General features: G+C 34.0%; 19 protein-coding genes. 4 read left to right on the top strand and 15 right to left on the bottom strand.

Translation table 11 applies throughout. The features are described 5' to 3' along the window. Window positions 1–2: 2 nt before the first annotated feature. The 11 genes from AAYQ05_RS09600 to AAYQ05_RS09650 form a co-directional block, all read right to left on the bottom strand. Window positions 3–725, bottom strand: a complete 723-nt coding sequence (locus AAYQ05_RS09600; protein WP_281631262.1) for a cell division protein FtsQ/DivIB — start codon at window positions 723–725, stop codon at window positions 3–5. Continuing rightward, a complete protein-coding gene (murC, locus tag AAYQ05_RS09605) occupies window positions 712–2,061 on the bottom strand; it encodes a UDP-N-acetylmuramate--L-alanine ligase (RefSeq protein WP_343542947.1) in 1,350 nt (449 codons plus the stop codon). The genes AAYQ05_RS09600 and murC overlap by 14 nt, the downstream gene beginning before the upstream one ends. 120 nt (window positions 2,062–2,181) lie before the next feature. Next, window positions 2,182–3,273, bottom strand: coding sequence for an undecaprenyldiphospho-muramoylpentapeptide beta-N-acetylglucosaminyltransferase (murG, locus tag AAYQ05_RS09610; RefSeq protein ID WP_343542948.1), 1,092 nt, complete (start codon window positions 3,271–3,273; stop codon window positions 2,182–2,184). A gap of 45 nt (window positions 3,274–3,318) precedes the next feature. Next, a complete protein-coding gene (locus tag AAYQ05_RS09615) occupies window positions 3,319–4,629 on the bottom strand; it encodes an FtsW/RodA/SpoVE family cell cycle protein (protein WP_343542949.1) in 1,311 nt (436 codons plus the stop codon). An 82-nt stretch (window positions 4,630–4,711) separates the two neighbouring features. After that, complete coding sequence (murD, locus tag AAYQ05_RS09620) at window positions 4,712–6,043, bottom strand: UDP-N-acetylmuramoyl-L-alanine--D-glutamate ligase (protein WP_343542951.1); 1,332 nt, start codon at window positions 6,041–6,043, stop codon at window positions 4,712–4,714. Further along, on the bottom strand, window positions 6,044–7,276 hold the full coding sequence (gene mraY / locus AAYQ05_RS09625) for a phospho-N-acetylmuramoyl-pentapeptide-transferase (protein ID WP_343542952.1): 1,233 nt from the start codon (window positions 7,274–7,276) through the stop codon (window positions 6,044–6,046). Window positions 7,277–7,351: 75 nt separating this feature from the next. Further along, window positions 7,352–8,815 carry a UDP-N-acetylmuramoyl-L-alanyl-D-glutamate--2,6-diaminopimelate ligase gene (locus AAYQ05_RS09630; protein WP_343542953.1) on the bottom strand — a complete coding sequence of 488 codons (1,464 nt, stop codon included), beginning with the start codon at window positions 8,813–8,815 and terminating at the stop codon, window positions 7,352–7,354. Beyond that, on the bottom strand, window positions 8,812–10,818 hold the full coding sequence (locus tag AAYQ05_RS09635) for a PASTA domain-containing penicillin-binding protein (protein ID WP_343542955.1): 2,007 nt from the start codon (window positions 10,816–10,818) through the stop codon (window positions 8,812–8,814). The genes AAYQ05_RS09630 and AAYQ05_RS09635 overlap by 4 nt, the downstream gene beginning before the upstream one ends. Continuing rightward, entirely contained in the window at window positions 10,809–11,156 is a 348-nt protein-coding gene (locus AAYQ05_RS09640) for an FtsL-like putative cell division protein (protein WP_066032697.1), read from the bottom strand. Before AAYQ05_RS09640 ends, AAYQ05_RS09635 begins: the two co-directional genes overlap by 10 nt. A 21-nt stretch (window positions 11,157–11,177) precedes the next feature. Next, window positions 11,178–12,086 carry a 16S rRNA (cytosine(1402)-N(4))-methyltransferase RsmH gene (gene rsmH / locus AAYQ05_RS09645; RefSeq protein WP_177210811.1) on the bottom strand — a complete coding sequence of 303 codons (909 nt, stop codon included), beginning with the start codon at window positions 12,084–12,086 and terminating at the stop codon, window positions 11,178–11,180. Next, window positions 12,061–12,534: a division/cell wall cluster transcriptional repressor MraZ gene (locus AAYQ05_RS09650; protein WP_035691746.1), complete on the bottom strand. Its 474-nt coding sequence runs from the start codon at window positions 12,532–12,534 to the stop codon at window positions 12,061–12,063. Before AAYQ05_RS09650 ends, rsmH begins: the two co-directional genes overlap by 26 nt. A 377-nt stretch (window positions 12,535–12,911) precedes the next feature. Between AAYQ05_RS09650 and AAYQ05_RS09655 the strand changes: the two genes are divergently transcribed. Then, window positions 12,912–13,676: an alpha/beta fold hydrolase gene (locus AAYQ05_RS09655; protein ID WP_177210812.1), complete on the top strand. Its 765-nt coding sequence runs from the start codon at window positions 12,912–12,914 to the stop codon at window positions 13,674–13,676. 42 nt (window positions 13,677–13,718) lie between these two features. Further along, window positions 13,719–14,339: a ribosome biogenesis GTP-binding protein YihA/YsxC gene (yihA, locus tag AAYQ05_RS09660; RefSeq protein ID WP_343542963.1), complete on the top strand. Its 621-nt coding sequence runs from the start codon at window positions 13,719–13,721 to the stop codon at window positions 14,337–14,339. A gap of 842 nt (window positions 14,340–15,181) precedes the next feature. Here yihA and gldC read toward each other — a convergent pair. Both gldC and gldB read right to left on the bottom strand, forming a co-directional pair. After that, the gene (gene gldC, locus AAYQ05_RS09665) at window positions 15,182–15,514 is read right to left on the bottom strand and encodes a gliding motility protein GldC (protein WP_008467164.1); all 333 of its coding nucleotides are present in this window, start codon (window positions 15,512–15,514) and stop codon (window positions 15,182–15,184) included. Beyond that, complete coding sequence (gene gldB, locus AAYQ05_RS09670; RefSeq protein ID WP_343542964.1) at window positions 15,514–16,470, bottom strand: gliding motility lipoprotein GldB; 957 nt, start codon at window positions 16,468–16,470, stop codon at window positions 15,514–15,516. Before gldB ends, gldC begins: the two co-directional genes overlap by 1 nt. 99 nt (window positions 16,471–16,569) lie before the next feature. Here gldB and nadE point away from each other — a divergent pair, with 99 nt between their 5' ends. Further along, window positions 16,570–17,376, top strand: a complete 807-nt coding sequence (gene nadE / locus AAYQ05_RS09675) for an NAD(+) synthase (RefSeq protein ID WP_343542966.1) — start codon at window positions 16,570–16,572, stop codon at window positions 17,374–17,376. A 92-nt stretch (window positions 17,377–17,468) separates the two neighbouring features. Then, window positions 17,469–18,098, top strand: a complete 630-nt coding sequence (locus AAYQ05_RS09680; protein WP_008467169.1) for a response regulator transcription factor — start codon at window positions 17,469–17,471, stop codon at window positions 18,096–18,098. A gap of 93 nt (window positions 18,099–18,191) precedes the next feature. Here the strand turns inward: AAYQ05_RS09680 and dnaG are convergent, their stop codons facing one another. Together dnaG and AAYQ05_RS09690 are read right to left on the bottom strand one after the other, a co-directional pair. Then, complete coding sequence (gene dnaG / locus AAYQ05_RS09685; RefSeq protein ID WP_343542971.1) at window positions 18,192–20,264, bottom strand: DNA primase; 2,073 nt, start codon at window positions 20,262–20,264, stop codon at window positions 18,192–18,194. Window positions 20,265–20,393: 129 nt separating this feature from the next. Continuing rightward, window positions 20,394–21,989, bottom strand: coding sequence for a hypothetical protein (locus tag AAYQ05_RS09690; RefSeq protein ID WP_343542972.1), 1,596 nt, complete (start codon window positions 21,987–21,989; stop codon window positions 20,394–20,396). Between the last annotated feature and the right edge of the window lie 25 nt (window positions 21,990–22,014).

The following is a 22,014-nucleotide window of genomic DNA, read 5'->3' on the forward strand; positions in this document are numbered from 1 at the left end:
TATTATTTAGTGCAAACTACTTGTTCCGTAAACCTAAGGTCAATTTTTTTGTATTTGTATAACGAACTATCTAAAACCGCTTTTTGAAAAAACGCTTTATAGTTTCTAAATTTCTTATCAACATTCATCGTTCTGCCAAAATCTATGAAGTAATCATAGTTACGATTAAACATTTTTAAGCTTCCATTCGGCATAATCTCTATAGCAATGATGTTTTTTTTCAAAAACGCATCGTCATAAATTGTGCGAAATAAAGCTGCTAAATCTTCGTTATTTTTTTCATTTATTGCCCCTGAAACAAGAGGAACTCGCGCAGTGAAATTGTCTGATAAGGGCATTTTATTTCCCTCATAGTCAATATAAAAAGAAGCGGCGCCATCATAAACTCTTGCTATGGGCGTCTTCTGTTTTACTACTGCTTTTAGAACTCCATCGATACTTACAAAAACATTTGACTTCTCAATCATCTCTTGCGTATCGAGGGTTTTCTCTATCTTATTCAAATCTAGTTCATCTTTTCTAATACTGGAAGCGTCTCTTTTATTTTCTATCAACAATTTATTAACCGTTTCCGGCTTCACAAAAAGCGTATTTTCTCCTACAAAAACAACCATAGATTTTTTCAATTTTCGATCGCCATTTCGATGCTGTGCGAAAGAATATAGAAAAAGAACTAGTCCGAAAATAAGTACTAATCTAATATTTGCCCAATTAAATATTTTCATTTAAAATCTTTTTAATTGACGGAACCATTTCTCCCAGATCACCAGCTCCAATTGTTACAATAATAGGTGCATCACTGGCTTTGATTTCACCTAATAAATCTTCTTTTGCAACAATTTTTTTATTCGAATTTGTCATTTTACCCAAAAGCCACTCAGAAGTCACTCCTTCCATCGGAAGCTCTCTTGCAGGGTAAATATCCATCAAAAACACTTCATCAAACTGCGATAAGCTTGCGGCAAATCCGTCAACGAAATCTCTTGTTCTACTAAATAAATGTGGTTGGAAAATTGCCAGCACTTTACGCCCTGGATACAATTCTCTAACTGCTTGATGAACAGCATTTATCTCTGTTGGATGATGTGCATAATCATCGATATAAACTAAATTTTCACTCTTAATCTGGTACGAAAAACGTCTTCTGATCCCGTTGAATGAAGCAATGGCTTTTGCAATAGAATCGGTCGGGGTGCCGAAAGTCTTAGCCATCGCAATAGCCATTAATCCATTCATTAAATTATGTTTTCCAGGCAATCCGAAACGTAAATCTTTCATAATTTCTGAAGGCGTCTGCACATCAAAAACGTAAGCTCCATCTTCTATTCGAACATTATAAGCCTTATATACAGCATCTTCATTTATAGCACATTGAACGCCATCTAAAGGCAACTCTTTGGTTATAAAAAGATTGTTTTTATCTTCAACTTTTGAAGCAAATTCTCTAAAAGAAGCCTCAATTGCATCACTTGTACCATAAATATCCAAATGATCTGCATCCATAGAAGTTACACAAGCAATATCTGGACGCAAATGCAAAAATGATCTGTCAAATTCGTCTGCTTCTACAACTGTTACTGTTTTTCCGCTTCCTATTAAATTAGAATTATAATTCTCAACAATTCCTCCAATAAAAGCCGTTACATCGGCACCGCTTTGAAACAAAATATGCCCCAAAATACTAGACGTAGTAGTTTTTCCGTGTGTTCCTGCAACTGCAAAACAGAAAGTATCTCTACTTATAATTCCAAGAACTTCGGCACGTTTTTTAACCTCAAAATGTCTTTCAACAAAATAATTCCATTCTGAATGTGTTTTTGGAACCGCTGGCGTATAAATTACTAGCGTATTTTCAACATAATAATCTGTTGGAATCAAATTTATATTGTCTTCAAAATGAATATCTATACCACTTTCAATCAATTCATTAGTTAGCATGGAAGGAGTTTTGTCGTAACCTGAAACTTGTTTTCCAATAAACTTGAAATAACGAGCCAGGGCACTCATTCCGATGCCTCCGATACCAATAAAATAAACGTTTTGTATTTGATTTAAATTCATTTCTTTTTTTGCTTTAAGCATTAAGCCTTAAGCTTTAAGCTTCCGACTTTTGTCTATACATTATTTGATTCTCTTATATTCTTTTAATCAGCATAAAGCTTACTGCCTATAGCCTAAAGCTTATAGCTTAATAAGCTTCACAATCTCTGCTACAATATCTTGAGTAGCTTTTGGTTTTGCCAGTTTTTTAATATTATCACTTAGTTGTTTCTGTTTTCCTGAATCTTTCAGCAGCGCTTCAAAAACAATGCTAAACTGACTGTCAAGCTCAGATTCTTTCAACAAAATCGCACCTTTTTCGTCTACAATTGCTTGCGCATTTTTAGTTTGGTGATCCTCAGCTACATTCGGCGATGGAATAAAAATGACTGGTTTTCCCACAATACACAATTCTGACACCGACGAAGCTCCAGCACGTGAAATTATGACATCTGATGCCGCGTAGACAAAATCCATTCTTTCAATAAAATCAACCACTTTTACATTTGGCTGATTGTATTTTTTATATTCTTCAAAATATAATTTTCCGCATTGCCAGATTACCTGTACATCTTGAGAAAGAAAATTTTGCAATTCTTTTTCAATTAACTGATTGATTCTTCTTGCTCCTAAACTTCCTCCTAAAACCAGCAACGTTTTCTTGTTCGGATCTAAATCATAAAAAGCAATTGCTTCATCACGTTTGCTTTCAATATCGATTAAATCCTGACGAACTGGATTTCCAGTTAAAACAATTTTCTCTTTTGGAAAAAAACGTTCTAAATTTTGATACGCCACACAAATTGCATTTGCTTTTTTACTTAACAATTTGTTTGTTATTCCTGGATAAGAATTCTGCTCTTGAACCACTGTTGGAATTCCAGCCGAACCTGCCGCTTGCAATAAGGGTCCGCTAGCAAAACCGCCTGTTCCAATTACCACATTTGGCTTGAACTTTTTAATTATTCTTTTTGATTCCAATAAACTGCTTGCTAGTTTAAGTGGAAACATCAAATTTTGTAATGTCAATTTTCGCTGCAGACCAGCAATCCAAAGACCTTTTATTTCGTAACCTGCCTGAGGCACTTTCTGCATTTCCATTTTATCTTTGGCACCTACAAAAAGAAATTCTGCATCAGGAAATTGTAATTTTAATTCGTTTGCAATTGCAATTGCAGGATAGATATGCCCTCCTGTTCCTCCTCCGCTAAGTATGAATTTATACTTTGTCATCGTTCTAAAAATTACAACTTTTTAAAAAATTTTTATATTCTAATCCTATTTGTTTAAAACCGCATTCATAGGGTTTCTTGAACTATCTTCGATGGAATACATTGGCTCTTCTTCGTATATTTCATCTGCAGGCAAATCCTCTTCTGCCATTTCTTTATCTATTAATCGCTGTAAGGCTTCTTTTCGTTTTTCTCTCTCAAGCTTATCCTCAGCAATTTCTTCTTCTTTTCTTGTCACACTAATGATAATTCCGAGACCAAGACAAGTCATCCAAATCGAACTTCCTCCACTACTTATCAACGGAAGCGTTTGTCCTGTAACTGGCAATAACTCCACGGCAACCGCCATATTGATCATAGCCTGAAATATCATAGGAAAACCGACACCAACGACGACTAATTTTCCAAATATAGTTGGTGCTTTATGAGAAGCTATTACAAACCGGAACAATAACAATAAGTATAAAATTACTATCGAAACTCCTCCAACTAAACCGTATTCTTCTACAATAATAGCGTAGATAAAATCGGAAGAAGATTGCGGCAAAAAGTTTTTTTGAACACTTTTTCCAGGACCTAATCCTCCTAATTTTCCAGATGCAATTGCAATTTTTGCTTTCTCAATCTGATAATCATCTTCATCAGGTTTATCTGTTGTAAAATTCGTAATACGGCTTTCCCAAGTTGAAACCCTGCTAAAGAACCTTGAATCTGGAAAAGCTTTTGCAACTAATAAGAAGAATGCCAACATTGCAACTCCTGAACCAATGATAAAAGCAATATATTTTAAAGGATACTTTCCAATAAATGTCAGCATTAAAACCATTGAAAAGATTAACGCTGTAGTTGAAAAGTTCGCTGGTAAAATCAATATTAACGTAATGAACACTGGAATCCAAAGCTGAATCAATGAGGTCTGAAAAGGCTCATTTTCTTCTTTGGTTTTAGATAAATAACGTGCCACATAAATAAACAAAACGATTGCTGCTAATGTTGAAGTCTGAAATGTGATTCCGATAAAAGGAACCTGAATCCAACGGCTTGCATTTGCTCCTGCAATTACAGTTCCTTTTAAAAGCGTATAGATCAATAAAATCCAAACGACTGGAAGCGCAATTTTTGATATCGCTCTAAAATAATGATATGGAACTCTATGCACCCAGTAAATGATTAAAAAACCAATACAGATATGCGCCAGATGTTTTACCAAATATCCCAATGTATTTCCTGTTCCATGCCCAATATAGGCCAAATTACTACTAGCACTAAAAACAGGCATAAACGAAAACAACGCCAATAAGGCCACGAATGACCATATTACCCTATCTCCTTTTAGTTTGTTTACCAGCTCCTTCATAATCTTTTTGTTTCAGGTTATTCTTGTTTCAGGTTTCACGTTTCTTCTAACTTGAAACCTGAAACATGAAACTTTTTCTTTTCTACAAGTTGTGTACCGCTTGCTTAAATTGTTTTCCTCTGTCTTCGTAGTTTTCAAATAAATCGAAACTTGCGCAGGCTGGAGACAATAAAACTACATCACCTTTTTCTGTTAATCTTTGAGCAGTTTTTACTGCATCATTCATATTATTTACTTCAACCATAATATCAACAACGTTTCCAAAAGCATCGATAATTTTACGGTTATCGATTCCAAGACAGATAATTGCTTTTACTTTTTCGCGTACCAACGACATTAATTCGTTGTAATCGTTTCCTTTGTCAACACCTCCAACAATCCATACTGTTGGAGCATTCATACTATCCAAAGCAAAGAAAGTAGCATTTACATTTGTTGCTTTTGAATCGTTGATATATTGAACGTTTTGTATTTTTAGTACTTTTTCTAAACGGTGCTCAACACCTTGGAAATTAGATAGACTTTCACGAATCGTTGCATTTCTAATTTGCATCAATTTAGCTACAGAGCTTGCTGCCATGGCGTTTTTCATATTATGTTTTCCTTCTAACGCAATGTGTTCTGTATCCATTGTAAACTCTTCTTGGTTGATCTTTATTTCCATTTTGTTGTTATTTATAGAAGCCCCTTCATCAAATTTTTTCGTCAATGAAAAAGGAATTAGTTTTGCTTTTGTTTTGTTCTTCTTTAACCATTCTGTACTTGCCTCATCGTCTGCATCGTAAATGAGATAATCGTTCTCAGTCTGGTTCATCGTTATTCGGAACTTCGAATTGATATAATTTTCATATTTATATTCGTATCGATCTAAATGGTCCGGACTTATATTGGTTATTATGGCAATATCTGGTCTGTAATTTATTATTCCATCTAACTGAAAACTGCTTAATTCAAGAACGTAGGCATCAAATTTATTTTCCGCCACCTGCCAGGCGAAGCTTTTTCCAATATTTCCACCCAATCCAACATTTAATCCTGCATATTTCAACAAGTGATGTGTCAACATTGTGGTAGTAGTTTTACCATTGCTTCCGGTAATCCCAATGGTCATTGCGTCTGTGTAAGGAATCGCAAATTCAATTTCCGAAATCACCTTTACTCCTGCTGCGATGAGTTTTTTAACTATCGGGGATTTATCAGGAATTCCAGGGCTTTTCATCACCACATCAGCATTTAGAATTAAATCTTCCGTATGCCGCTCTTCTTCCCAAGCAATTTTATTAATGATAAGAACTTCTTTATAGCTTTCCTTTATTTTTCCAAAATCCGATACAAAAACATCGTAACCCTGTTTCTTACCGAGGATCGCGGTTCCTACTCCGCTTTCTCCTCCACCTAAAACTACTAATCTCATTTATCTTAATTTTAGGGTAATGATTGATAAAATGGCCAGCATCACAGCTACAATCCAGAAACGGGTTACAATTTTACTTTCATGATATCCCTTTTTCTGATAATGATGATGAAGCGGTGACATCAGGAAAATTCTTCGTCCTTCTCCGAAACGCTTTTTCGTATATTTAAAATAACTTACTTGAATAATTACTGAAGCACTTTCTGCTAAGAAAATTCCACAGAATAAAACGATTAATATCTCTTTACGCACAGCAATTGCTAGAACCGCAATGATTCCTCCAATAGTCAAACTCCCCGTATCTCCCATAAAAACCGATGCTGGAAATGAGTTGTACCAAAGAAATCCAATAAGCGCACCCACAAAGGCAGAGATAAAAACCGTCATTTCTCCCGAATTGGGGATATACATAATGTTCAGATAATTCGAGAAAATGATATTACCTGAAACGAATGTAAAAATCCCGAGTGCGAGGACAGATATTGCAGAGGTTCCTGCGGCTAGTCCGTCAATTCCATCCGTTAAATTAGCACCATTTGAAACTGCTGTTATAATAAAAATTACTACGGGAATAAATACTAGCCAAGCCCATTTTTCATATCCATCACCCATAAAAGACAATACTTCCGCATAGTCAAACTCGTTGTTTTTTACGAAAGGAATTGTTGTTGCTGTAGATTTTTCTTCGACACCTGCAGGCACAATAACTGTTGAATTTGCAGCAGTTTTAAATACATCTGTACGACCAGTATCAGTTCTTACCGTAACGGCCGGATTAAAATAAAGAACTGCTCCAACGATAATACCAAGACCAACTTGTCCAATAACTTTAAAGATTCCTTTTAACCCTTGTTTATCTTTTTTGAATATTTTGATATAATCATCAACAAAACCAATTGTTCCCATCCATAATGTAGTTACAATTAGCAAAACAATATAAATGTTATGCAATCTTGCAAATAATAAAACCGGAATAAGAGTAGCAAAAATGATGATTAATCCACCCATTGTAGGCGTACCAGCTTTTTCATTCTGACCTGCAAGACCAAGTTCTCGCACAGTTTCTCCTACTTGCTGACGACGCAAAAAGTTAATTACTCTTTTACCATAAATAGTCGATAGAAGCAACGAAAGCATAAATGCCAAAGCTGACCTAAATGTGATGTACTGGAAAACTCCTGTTCCTGGAAGATCCAATGTTTTATCAAAATATTCAAATAAATAGTACAGCATATTTTTTTATTTTTTAAATTCCAATTGTGAAATGCCAAATTCCAATTGTGTGATGGTATTTGAACTTAATTTTTTTTATTTATTCAGTTGTTCTAAAATTTCTCTTACCGTTTCCATATCATCGAAATGATGGCGAACACCATTTATTTCTTGATACGTTTCGTGCCCTTTTCCTGCGATTAGAATGATATCTTTAGGCTGAGCAAATTGACAAGCTGTTTTAATTGCCTGTTTTCTATCTGTAATTCGAAGCATTTTTTTATAATTGTGTGGCTCAACTCCTTGCTCCATTTCATCCAAAATAACTTCTGGATCTTCATTTCTCGGATTATCCGAAGTCAAAATCGCTTTATCGCTTAAATCTGAAGCAATCTTTGCCATAATCGGGCGTTTTGTTTTGTCTCGATTTCCTCCACATCCAACAACAGTAATTAACTGCTCATTTTTAGTACGGATATCGTTTATCGTTTTTAAAACATTTTCCAATGCATCTGGCGTATGTGCATAATCTACAACAGCTGTAATACCTCCATCTGATACGATATATTGAAAACGACCCGAAACACTTTCTAAATCAGACAGTAAACGCAACGCTTCAAGACTATCAATTCCTAGCTCTACTGCAGCTCCATAAATTGCTAAAACATTGTACGCGTTGAACGTACCAATCAGTTTTACCCAAACTTCATTGTCGTTAACTTTCAACAGTAATCCTGATAATTGGCTTTCTAAAATCTGCGCTCTATAATCTGCGTAAGATTTTAAAGCGTAAGTCAGTTTTTTAGCAACAGTATTCTGCAACATTACAGAACCGTTTTTGTCATCAATGTTTGATAAAACAAAAGCTGATTTTGGAAGTGAGTCAAAAAATGATTTTTTAACATCTCTATATTCAGCAAATGTTGGATGATAATCTAAATGATCGTGAGAAAGATTCGTAAAAATTCCGCCAACAAAATGTAGAGCTTCCGTACGTTTTTGGTGAATTCCATGCGAGCTTACTTCCATAAAGCAATGCGTAACTCCAGCCTCAACCATTTCATTCAAATAATGATTTATAGTCAAAGAATCTGGCGTTGTATGCGTTGCAGGGTATTCTGTTTTGTCTACTACGATTTTTACAGTTGACAGTAATCCCACTTTAAAACCAGCTTTTTCAAACAACTGAAACAATAATGACGCAATTGTCGTTTTTCCATTTGTTCCTGTTACTCCAACTAATTTTAATTTTGCAGATGGATCTTCAAAATAATTAGCTGCCATAAAAGCTAAAGCGGTATTGGTATCTTTTACTTGAATATAGGTAACATCGTTTACAACAGTTGCAGGAAGTGTATCGCAAATAATTGCTTTTGCTCCAAGTTCAATTGCTTTCTCTATGTAATCATGCCCATCTGAAAGTGAACCGCGAATTGCCACAAAAATATCATTTGCTTCTACTTTGCGCGAATCAAATTCAATTTTATGAATAGTAATATCTGTTGAACCTTTTACAGATTCAATAGCCACTTTATATAATATGTCTTTTAATACTTTCACGATAATTCTAATACAATTGTTGTGTTTTTGCTAATACTGGTTCCCGCTTGAATTGATTGATTCTTCACTTTCCCCATTCCATTTACTTTTACTTTCAAACCTAAATTTTCCAATAAAGCAATCGCATCCATTCCTGGCATTCCTTTTAAATTCGGAATCTCGTTCAGCTTTTTATTAGCTTCAGCCGTATATTTATCATAACTAGCATCCTGTTTTGGAATCCTAGAATCTAATTTTTTAATTTTATTTGTCGAAGGCGCATCAGTAAAAATCTTTTGGGCGATTCTTTTGAAAACTGGCCCAGCAACATCTGCTCCGTAATAGTTATTTCTAGATGTATTTGGCTTATGAACCACTACAATACAAGAATATTTAGGATGATCAGCTGGGAAATAACCTGCGAAAGAAGATGCATAATACATTCCTTCTCTTCCTGCGTTGCCATAATTCACCATAGCTGTTCCTGTTTTTCCTGCCATTGAGAAATCTTTCGAATACAACTTAGAACCTGTTCCTTTTTTTACCACATTCGCCAAAACTGCTTTTACTTTTTTTAGCGTTTCAGGCGAACAAACCTTTGGATTCATCACTTCTGTATCGAACTTTTTAATGGTCTTATTCCACTCTTTAATTTCTGATACAAATTGTGGTTTTACCATTACGCCATTATTCGCAACCGCATTATATAAAGTTAAAGTTTGCATTGGCGTAACCGAAACGTTATATCCAAAAGCCATCCACGGAAGCGTAGTTCCCGACCAATGTTTATCACCAGGTTGCGGAATATAAGGTCTTCCTTCTCCTTTAAAATGCAATCCTAGTGGTTTATTTAAACCTAATTCATTAATATGATTTACAAACTTAGACGGGTTGCTTTTGTAATTGTCATAAACTGCCTGAACCATTACTGTATTAGACGAAAGTTCAAATCCGCGTGCTAAAGTAACTTTTCCGTAACCACCTCTATGCGAATCACGAACGGCTCTTCCATAATATCTGATTTCCCCGCCGTGGCTATCATAAACTGTACTCGTGTCAGCTACTTTATCTTCTAAAATCGCCATTAAATCAACCAATTTAAAAGTCGATCCCGGCTCGTGAGATTCAGCAACCGCATAATTTGTTGTTTCATAATAAGATCCATCTTCTGCTCTTCCTAAATTGGAAATCGCTTTTATGTATCCTGTTTCTGTTTCCATAACAACCACGCAACCATGATCTGCTTCGTAATCTTCTAATTGTTTCAACAAAGCGTGGTGCGCAATATCTTGTATAAAAACATCTATAGTCGAAATCACATCATAACCATCAATTGGATCCACCTCGTTTACATCACGAATTGGCTTCCATTGCCCTTTTGCAATTTTTTGCTTTAAAATTTTACCATCTTTTCCGTTCAGATAACTTTTAAAAGCCCATTCAATTCCTTTTCCTACCTCTATTCCAGTTGCTGGATCAATGCGGTCGTAACCAATGGTTCTTTCTGCAATTTTTCCAATTGGATGTTTTCTAACCGTTTCTTGCTCTACTATAATTCCTCCTTTGAAAGCTCCTAAACTGAACAACGGAAAACCTTTAATTTTCACATATTCTGTATAACTCAAATTGCGAGCAATCAAGTAATAACGGTTTTTATTTTCACGTGCTTTTCGCAATTCTTTCTGAAAATAACTACTTGGTTTATCTAAAACCGTTGCCAATGAATCTGACAATGGTTTTACATATTTTTCGAAAGTTTCTGTTTTTGGCGCTTTAGCATCAAAACGAATTTCATAATTCGGGATCGATGTTGCCAATAAACTTCCGTCAGCAGAATAGATATTCCCTTTGTTTGCAGGAATAACGAAGTTTCTCACAGTACGCTGTTTAGCTAGTTTTCTGTAATAATCTCCTTCAACCCACTGAATATTGGTTAATTTAACGACAATAGCAATTGCCATCAAAAAGATGAAAACTGCTACGAGGTAAATTCTGTAGGATATATGTTTATCGTCTACTGCCATATTCTTTTAAAGAAACTTTTTTCTTCTTCTTTTGTAACTTCTATTTTAACTGGAGGAACTGTCGACGGAAAAATTTGTTTTTCTAACATTTTATCCGAAATAGTTGACTCCATTTTTAATTTCATCAATTCTGAACGTCGATCCACAAATTCAGATCTCAATTCTTTTACTTCATTATTTAATTTCGCGATTTCAAAAACCTTTTGTTCGTATCGCTGTGTATTGGCAATCATCAAAATGGCCAGCAGAATTATAAAAACAATAAATCGCCAATTTTTTACTGCATCTTCATGAATCAGGAACCTTGCTTTTAATATGCTAAATACGCCGCTTTTCATTATTTCCTACCTTAATATATATTATAGCTTTTCTGCAACTCTTAATTTTGCACTTCTTGCTCTATTATTAATCTTGATCTCCTCATCATCTGGAACAATCAATTTCCCTATTGTTTTGTATGGAACTGAAAAATTTCCGTAAAAATCTCTTTCTGGCTCACCTTCAAACATTCCGTTTTTAATGAATCTTTTCACCAAACGATCTTCTAAAGAATGGTATGAGATTACAGAAAATCTTCCTCCTGGTTTTAAAATCTCCAATGACTGCTCAATAAATTCTTTTAAAACATCCATTTCCTGATTCACCTCGATTCTGATTGCCTGATAAATCTGAGCCAAGACTTTGTTTCGCACTTTCTCTGGCAAAAACTTTTTCAAAACTTCTTTCAATTCTTCAGTCGTTTTGATTGGGTAATCTTTTCTAGCCTCAACAATTGTTCTTGCCAAAACGGGTGCATTTTTCAACTCCCCATAATCAAAAAAAACACGACGTAAATCCTGTTCTTCATATTCGTTAACCACTCGATAAGCATTTAAATCATTTCTTTGACTCATCCGCATATCTAGCTCGGCATCAAATCTTGTTGAGAAACCTCTTTCAGGAACATCAAACTGATGTGATGAAACTCCTAAATCTGCCAGGATTCCATCAACCGACTTTACTCCATGAAAGCGTAAAAATCTTTTTATGAACCTAAAATTCTCATTTATCAGAGTAAACCTTTCGTCTGGCAATGCATTAGCAAGCGCATCTTCATCTTGATCAAATGCAAACAGCCTTCCATTTGGCCCTAATCTTTTTAAAATCTCTTTTGAATGACCACCGCCTCCAAACGTAACATCTACATACACACCATCAGGCTTAATATTTAAACCATCTACTGTTGGATGAAGCAAAACCGGATTATGATATTCCATCTTCGTCGTCATTAATATTTCCCATTACTTCTTCGGCTAAATCTGCAAAATCCATATCTTCGCCGCTAATTGATTTCTCGTATAAATCTTTGTCCCAAATCTCAACAATATTAACCGCAGATGAAAAAACGACATCTTTAGAAATACTTGCAAACGTTACCAAATCTTTTGGAACAAGCAATCGTCCTAATGCATCAACCTCAACCACTTTAACACCAGCAGTAAATCTTCTAATGAAATCGTTGTTCTTTTTTACAAAGCGATTAAGCTTGTTGATTTTTTTCATCATCGCATCCCATTCTACCATAGGATACAACTCTAAACACGGCTGAAAAACAGAACGCTTCAAAACAAATCCGTCTTGAAGAGAAGCCGTCAACTGCTTTTTTAAAGGTGCAGGCATCATTAGCCTTCCTTTAGCATCGACTTTACATTCATATGTTCCAACAATTGTGTTCAAAAAAACTAGTTAACATGTTATACAGCAAAAATATAAAAAAAATTACCACATTTTACCACTTTATACCACTTTGTTAATAAGTTTAACCACTTTACTCCCACACTCCATAATCTACAATCAATCAATACTTTAACTATTAATTAACAGATTCTTAAATACGTTATTCATTCAAAAAAATAATGCGCTAATTTTCTTAAAAAAATGATTATAATGCACATTTCTTAACATTTGCACATTTTAACAAATAGTGGCTTAATTACTGATTTTTAATCATTTATAAATTCTACTCAAATTATCTAGTTAAAAAATGACATCAAAAATTCATTTTTGTTGAATTAACCCTATATTTGTCGAAATTGAAATTGGCATTAGATTAGATGGACAAACACTATAAAAAAGAAGGCAAATACAGCTATTTTGAAGCTGGAGAAGGAACTCCGATCGTTATTCTGCATGGATTAATGGGAGGTCTAAGTAACTTTGATGGTGTAGCACAATATTTCCCAAACAAAGGATATAAAGTTGTTATCCCAGATTTGCCAATATACACCCAAAGCATTTTAAAAACGAACGTAAAAAGTTTTGCGAAATACGTAAAAGACTTTATCACTTTTAAAGGTTTTGACAAAGTAATTCTTTTAGGAAATTCTCTTGGAGGACATATCGCTTTGTACCATACAAAACTTTATCCTGAAAAAGTTGCTGGACTTGTAATCACAGGAAGCTCTGGACTTTACGAAAGCGCAATGGGAGACAGTTACCCAAGAAGAGGCGATTACGAATACATTAAAAAGAAAGCCGAAGATGTATTTTACGACCCGAAAATAGCAACTCCCGAATTGATTGATGAAGTATACGCTACGGCTAATGACCGAATCAAATTAATCAAAACCTTAACTATTGCAAAGAGCGCGATACGTCACAATATGGCTAAAGATTTGCCTAAAATGACTGTTGAAACTTGCATTATTTGGGGTAAAAATGACTCTGTAACACCTCCAAATGTAGCAGAAGAATTCCATAAATTACTACCAAATTCTGATTTGTACTGGATCGACAAATGTGGACACGCAGCAATGATGGAACACCCTCAAGAATTTAACGAAGTTCTTGAAAAATGGCTTACTGAAAAGAATTTATAGCCGTTAAAATTTATTTTTTAGGAGGTTTTAAAACGAAGGAATATGAAAATTAACACCGCCGAATTTATTGTCAGCAATTCTGACGCATCAAAATGTCCAAAGGACTTTTTACCAGAATATGCCTTTATAGGAAGATCAAACGTAGGTAAGTCGTCTTTGATTAATATGCTTACCAACAATAAAAATTTAGCAAAAACATCTGGAAAACCAGGAAAAACACAATTAATAAACCACTTTAAAATCAACAACAATTGGTTTTTGGTCGATTTACCTGGTTACGGATACGCTAAAGTTTCAAAGAAAACGAAATCAACTTTTCAGAAGTTCATCACCGATTATTTCGAAACCAGAGAGCAGCTCGTTTGCGCTTTTGTTTTGATTGACATTCGCCACGAAGCGCAAAATATCGACATCGAATTTATGTCTTATATGGGAGAAAGCGAGATTCCGTTTTGTATTATTTTTACTAAAGCGGATAAAATTGGTAAAACTAAAATAGATTCGCATATCGCAGCTTACAAAAAACAGATGTTTGCCAATAACTGGGCCGAAATGCCACAGTATTTTGTAACCTCATCTACAGAATCTATCGGAAAAGAAGAACTTTTGTCTTATATCGATCAAGTAAATCAAGAAGTTTTTAAAAACAACTCGGAATTTTAAAATTAAATTCCAAATTTTTAAAAATATACAATAATAAAAATCCCAAACTCCAATCTTACACTTGGAATTTGGGATTTTTTATATTTATTAGTTTAGTTTTTGCTTCGTTTTTCTTCTGAAATTTAAAGACTTCCATTCTTTATAAATCAAAAACTGATACAGAATATAAAATAAAGAATTGAAAAACCAGAAATCGAGCACAAATGGTTCTGTAAAAAATACAGAATCGGTATTTCCTGAGAGAAAAATCCCCGCACTACTTGTTACATAAATAATGAGTCCGTTACAGAAATAGAAATAATTATGCTTATGCTTTTTTAAATTGGAGACAATAAAATAGATCGCATAAAACAGCAATGGAATAGATGTTATTGTTATTTCTATTAGATTAAACTCCCAATAAAGCGAAGGTTTATTATAATATTGCCATCCTAAAAAAAGAAGCACGGCCCAAAAGACAATTACCATAATCTGCTTTAATACTCTACTTGAAAAACTTTTATAAAAAAAGAGGTTAAGCGTGATAAACTGGAAAATAAAATAATAATGCGAAAGGAAGAAATTAGAATTAGGATAAAGAAACCCGATTATATTACAAAGCAATTCTACACAAAACAATAAAACCAAATAAGCTGTTATAATACGATACAATATATCTCTGTTTTTGCAGGTCATATAAAAGCGTATCGCATTAGCTAGCAAAAAAAACAAACCGATAAGACTTACAAGAAAAGCAAACAGCATATAATTTGATTTATCTAGACAATTTACAATAAAAAAACAAAAAATCCCAAACCCAATCTCTAAGATTGAATTTGGAATTTTACTTATTTGGAATTTAACTATTTTGTCAGCTCAAGTTTTTCCGCAAAGTAGTCACAGAAATCTTTCATTGTGTCTGACATTTTTTCGTCATCTGTTGCACGTTTAAATGTGTCCGACATAGCTACTAAAGTCTGGTGGAAGAAAATTTTCATTTCGTCTACCGGCATGTCTTTTGTCCACAAATCAATACGCATGGTTTCTTTTGCTTTGCTGTCCCAAATAGACAACATAATTGCTTTTGCTTCTTCTGCTTGAACTCCACCGTCTTGCGCACTCCATGTTAGTTTTTCAGGAACACGGTTTTCATCCAATTCTATATTAAATTTAATCTCTGAGTTTATATTTGCCATTATTTCTTAGGTTTATATTTTGATTTTTCGAAGATTTCTTTTGGCTCAAGCTTAAACAATTCAGCCAAAGAAACATCACTATTATTTTTCATGTAAGAACGTACCATCTGCCAGCCAATCCAAGCTCCCACTCGTCCTGGAGAATCGTTATCTATTTCTAAAAAGAATTTAGAAAAAGGAGCTGGAGCTATAAATCGTGCTCTCAACTTTGGGTCTTCACTATAAAGCATTTCATTTTCTATGAAATAACGCCACATATAGGCTTCGTTTTCTTCACACCATTTTATTTGCTCTGGAGTATATCCCATTTTTTCTGCGTCTGTATATTCAGGAATCAGCAAATCTTTTGCATAAAGCTGTTTCCCTTCAGAAACCATTTGCGCAACCAAACTCTTATCTATAGAATTTGGAATATTTCTATACGAAAAACTAGAGACTACGTCTGGCATAATTTGCCTTTCTTCAAAGTTCTCTTTTAAATAATTTGGAAACTCATAGAATTTATGATTTTTCCCTAAATACAATTCTAAAGCTACAACGACTAGACTATCTGCATAAATTGATTTCGCATTATAATCCATTTCTCCAATAACTGTAATTACTTTAGGAATTTTAGTTTTAGGAAAATAATATTTTACGTGTTGAAAAAGCTCATTAAACTCTTTGCGAACGGGTTCAAAATTGCTGTATTTTTTCTGAACTTCTTCGTAAACTTCTCTCCAAATCGGATCATTCATTTTCTGAATCCAAACATTATCATCGTTGCCAGGAAAGAAAAACGGGTATTGTTTTTTTATTTTCGGAAGATCTTGCGGTTTAGTCTCAAAAAACACCTTATCAAATCTTTCCACTTTAATATCAACAGGAATTTCTTCTACTTCTTTTTCAACCTTACTTTTTTGATTGCAAGACAAAAAAAACAGGCATAGAACCACTGCAAAGCGATATATTTTCATTTTATTTTAATTAGATTTGTGTTATCAGAATTTTAAGCAGTTGCATACTCAAAATAATTCTGCAAATATACATCCCTGTATCTTAAAACTTAAACTATTATGGCTAAAAAAAGCACAATTCAGACAGAAAAAGTAAATACGCACATTGTAGAGTGGTTAAAAAATTATGCTACTAATGCAAAAGTAAATGGTTTTGTAATTGGAATCTCTGGTGGTGTAGATTCTGCAGTAACTTCAACTTTATGCGCACAGACTGGACTGGACGTTTTATGTGTAGAAATGCCAATTCATCAGGCAGAAAGCCAAGTAACAAGAGGAAGAGAACATATTGATCAGCTAAAAAAACGTTTCCCAAATGTTTCTGATGTTAAAACTGATTTAACAGAAACTTTTGAATCTTTTAAAAGTGCCGTTCCTTCAACAGAGGATACAGCAAAAGTAAATTTAGCTTTAGCAAACACACGTGCACGTATTAGAATGACTTCTTTATATTATTTAGCAGGAATTCATGGTTTGCTTGTTGCAGGAACTGGAAACAAGGTTGAAGATTTTGGTGTAGGCTTTTATACTAAATATGGAGATGGCGGTGTAGATTTAAGTCCGATTGCTGATTTAATGAAATCTGACGTATACGCTTTAGGAGAATTTTTGCAAATTCCGCAATCCATTTTAACAGCCGCTCCTACTGATGGATTATTTGGAGACAATCGTACAGATGAGGATCAATTAGGCGCTAGTTATGACGAGTTAGAATGGGCGATGTTGGCCGCGGAGTCAGGAAAGACGGCATCTGACTTTGAGGGGAGAGAAAAATCTGTCTTTGAAATTTATAAACGATTAAACACCAGCAACAAGCACAAAATGGATGCAATTCCGGTTTGTTTAATACCAAAAACGTTAAAATAATACATTTTAACATTCTCTGCGAGTTATTACAGAATTTATTTATTAATTTTACCGTTCCAAAAACATGAACAATTCTAAAAAAGGTAAAAATTATGATTAAAGTATGTCTAGCAGACAATCATCCTGTGACGCACTTTGGCGTTAAGTCTTATTTTAAAGACCACGATCAAATTTCAATTGTTGCCAACGTAGGCAATTTTTCAATGGTTAGAGATATCCTTCAAACTAAGGAAATCGATATTCTAATCTTAGACTTAGAGTTAGAAGGTCTTTCTAGTATCTTCGAAATCAAATCAATCCTGAAAAATTTCCCAAAAACAAAAATTGTTATTTTCAGTGATCTTGCTGAGCAAATGTACGCTCCAAACGCAATTAAAGCAGGAGTTTCTGGGTATGTACACAAAACAGAAAAACTTGAAACATTAGGTCATTCTATTATTAAAGTACACGAAGGAAAAATCATCATCAACGAAACAGTACGTAAAAACATGGCACTTATTGCTAAACAAAGCAAAAGTGAGCGTTTGTACAGAAAACTTTCTAACCGCGAAATCGAGGTTTTACGCTACTTAAGTGATGGTAAGAAAAACAATGAAATCTCTAAAATCTTAAATCTGAACGAAAAAACGATCAGTACCTACAAACTGAGATTATTAACTAAATTAAATGTTACTAATTTAGTTGACTTAGTAAACAAAGCAAAGACTTTAGAAATTATTTAATTCAAATCGACTAACTTAAATATTTAAGTAATCGAAAATTTATAAAAACTCTATCTTTTTTGATTTATCAAATTAGATAGAGTTTTTCTCTTTTTAGTGATAAGGTACAACTACACGCCCAAGTTTCTTCGAAAAATTATTCAGCAGTTTAGAATAATCTATTACCATACTTAAAACTTCCGAATTGTCTTCTTGCGGATTCGTTAGAAGAGAATTCTTTAATTCTGCAATGATTGCAGACACCAAATACCATCGCATAGCAAATATGGTCTCAGAAACATTCTGCTCAATCGTTTCACTTTTTTGTTTTGGAAAAATATTCTGCCCTTCCCAATTATGAATGGTCAACCTTTCGTCTTCCATTAAAATATTGGTAACTTCTTGAGCAAATTCAGGCTCTAAATGCATCAAATATTTATCTAAACTAAAAGTTTCATTCTGATTATAAAAATCAATAATATTAGTATAAATATTTTTAAATAAAACATTCGATAGCTCTATCTCATCTTCCTGCAGACTTAGATATATTTTTTCGAATACTTTATATTGTCTTTTTTCAGAAACCTCTTTTACATTTCCTTCTTCATCTGCTTTCAAGAAAACATCTTCAAAATCTTCTACTACGCTCCCATACAAAAGCAAAACCTCAATGACTTTCCTTTCAAAACCATATAAAATATCTACTTTTTGAGTTTGTTGTGGCGGATAATATCCGGGATCTCCAGGATAATCGTAACCTTCTGGCGGCCCTGTTCTTGGATCTTCTGGATCTCCTCCTGAAAACGTACCAGCTTGTGGAGGCTGGTTTCTAACTACTTCAAAAGGCTTTTGTTCCTGCTTTTGCTTTTTATTCGCTTCGGCAATATCTTTCTGGATAAGTTGCGCTAAAGTACTTGTCAAAACCTGCTCAGAAATATCCATAATTCGAGCACATTCCTGAATATATACTTCTCGCTGAATACGATCTGGTATTTTAGAGATACTCGCTACCATATCACGAATTAGATCGGCTTTTTTTATCGGGTCGTTTTTAGCTTCGCCCATTAAGATCGAAGCTTTAAACTGTATAAAATCTTTACTGTTATTTTCTAAATAAGCAACTAAATCATCATGCGAATTTTTACGGGCAAAACTATCGGGATCTTCTCCATCAGGAAACGAACAAACTCTGACATTCATTCCTTCTTCAAGAATTAAATCGATTCCTCGAATAGAAGCACGCAAACCTGCAGCATCTCCATCAAAAAGAACTGTAATATTTCGCGTCAGACGATTTATCAAACGAATCTGATCTGGCGTTAAAGCTGTTCCAGATGAAGCCACCACATTTTCTATTCCGGCTTGACTGAACTGAATCACATCCGTATAACCTTCAACTAAATAACAATTATTTTGTTTGGCTATAGATTGTTTTGCGTGATAAATTCCGTAAAGAACTTTACTTTTATGGTAGATATCGCTTTCAGGTGAATTCAGATATTTTGCTGCTTTTTTATCATTGGTTAAAATACGTCCGCCAAAACCTAAAACACGGCCCGACATACTCTGAATTGGAAACATTACGCGTCCTTTAAATCGGTCAAACGGGCGATCTTCTCTAGGAATTGTTAAACCTGTACTTTCTAGAAATTCTAACTTGTATCCTTTTCCTAAGGCTTCTTTAGTCAAAGCATCCCAAGTTTCTGGAGAATATCCTAGGTTGAATTTTTTAATGGTTTCATTGGTAAATCCTCTTTCTTTAAAATAAGATAAACCAATTGCTTTTCCTTCTTCAGAATTAACCAAAACATCCTGAAAATATTTGGCTGCGAATTCAGAAACTAAATACATACTTTCTCGAATATCTGTATTTGCTTTTTCTGCTTCTGTCTGTTCGGTTTCTTCAATTTCGATATTGTATTTTTTGGCTAAATATCGAATGGCTTCGGGATAAGTAAATTGTGAGTGTTCCATTAAAAATTTAACAGAATTTCCGCCTTTTCCCGTACTAAAATCTTTCCAGATTCCTTTTGCTGGCGAAACCATGAACGACGGTGAACGTTCATCTGAGAACGGACTCAAACCTTTGAAATTACTTCCTGCGCGTTTTAAATTGACAAAATCGCCGATAACCTCCTCTACTCGAGCAGTTTCAAAAACAGAGTCAATGGTGCTTTGTGAAATCAAAGTATATTAAATTTTAAAAGTTGAGAGCTAGCAAAAATACGCAAATCTTGTTGGAATTTTAATCATTTTTAAATCAAAAAAAGCATCTCTCCCGAGATGCTTTTTTACTAACTAAACTCAATTTTATTCTTAGTTGAAATCGAAACGCAATCCCAAGGAAATATTATTTTGATCTACACTATTTTTTTCAAATAAAGGCTGCAAATCATATTTCAAATACAAACTTGTTGCTTTGTAACCGACATATGTACTCAACCCATAATTAAAATCATTTACATTAAAATTACCCTTTGTTTTTTGCTTCACATCATTTCCAACCTCATCGTCAAAACACAAAATTTGTTTTGATTTTACTCTAAATCCCGCATAACCTCCTATGCCAAATCTGGCGCTTTTATGTGATTTAAAATAATTAACCCCATCTCGAACTTCTTTCTTAGTAAAATCAAACTCCAAATGCAATGGTACCATTACATATACATTTCTAAATCGAGATTCGTCTAAATGTACTGGACTTGTTACTAAATCGGTTTGTGCGCCATTTTTTTCAAAATAACGATCATCTGTCGCTCGTAGATTATTATACATCAGAGACATTCCGTATTTAAAATGCAGCAAATTATCTTCTTTTAAAATTCTAGTATTCCCGGTTATTCCCCATTCATAAAAGTGAGACTGCAAGTATTTAAAATCTGAATGGGCAACTTGGCCATCTGTCACTAAATTATTTGCTCCAAAAGCAAAAACAAATTGAGTAGTAGTTCTTTTTGACTGACGTTTATCAACATCTTTTTGTCCGTGATACACTTTCATAGAAGTAAGATTAATGATTGTTTTATCCTCTTTATCACAATCATCGCAATCGCCAATTACAAACTTTGTCCCTTTGCCTTTATTTCCATTTTCTGTCTCAATTTTGCCATCAACTCTATCTTGAACCAATTGACTTAATTTATTTTCTTCAATAGCGACATTTGTTTCAATATTAGCAGCACGAACTTTAGCTTTATTTAATTTAAGCTCTTCTGCTTTTTCTTTAGAAATTGTTCCTTTTGAAACTTCATTATCTAATGAATCTACTTCGACTTTTAAAGCATTTTTCTCATCCTCTGTTATTTTTTTAATTTGATCGGCAATGGCTTTTGCTCTTACTTCAAATGGAATATCCTTATGCTCTCGTCCTTTAGCTGACCCAGTTTCCGGAACACTATCATCAACCACTTCGAGTTTTACATCTTTAAACCAAATTTGCCCTGGCCCATCTAACAAAACGCCATAAACAATTGATGTTGCATCCTTTGGCACAAATAAAACAACTTCGTATTTTGTCCAATTAGTTGAGCCTTTTATAGGTCTGTTCTGCATGTTATCAAAAGCAAGTACACGAGCAGAATAATAATCGACACGCATCCAAAGTCCAGCCCATGAACTTACATTTTCAGTCTTTACATAAGCAGTCATTTTAAGTGTTTTATCCTTATACAATTCAGGTTTTGCGGATTTTCCAAGACTGCCAAAACCTTTTATTTTACTTTGAACTGATTTTATGGTAAAGATATTTTGATCAGAAGATTCAGGATTTTTTTCAAAATTCATTTCATATTTTACAGGATCATGTTGCCAATAAGACCAGTCTAAAACCTTTTTATAACTGCCACTTTCCTGTGCCGATAATTTAGTTGCCATAGCAACTATCATCATTGTAATTAATATAATTTTTTGCATGATTTTCGTTTTTTGATTGATGATT

It is taken from the genome of Flavobacterium movens, assembly GCF_039581425.1.
Taxonomy (GTDB): Bacteria; Bacteroidota; Bacteroidia; order Flavobacteriales; family Flavobacteriaceae; genus Flavobacterium; species Flavobacterium luteolum.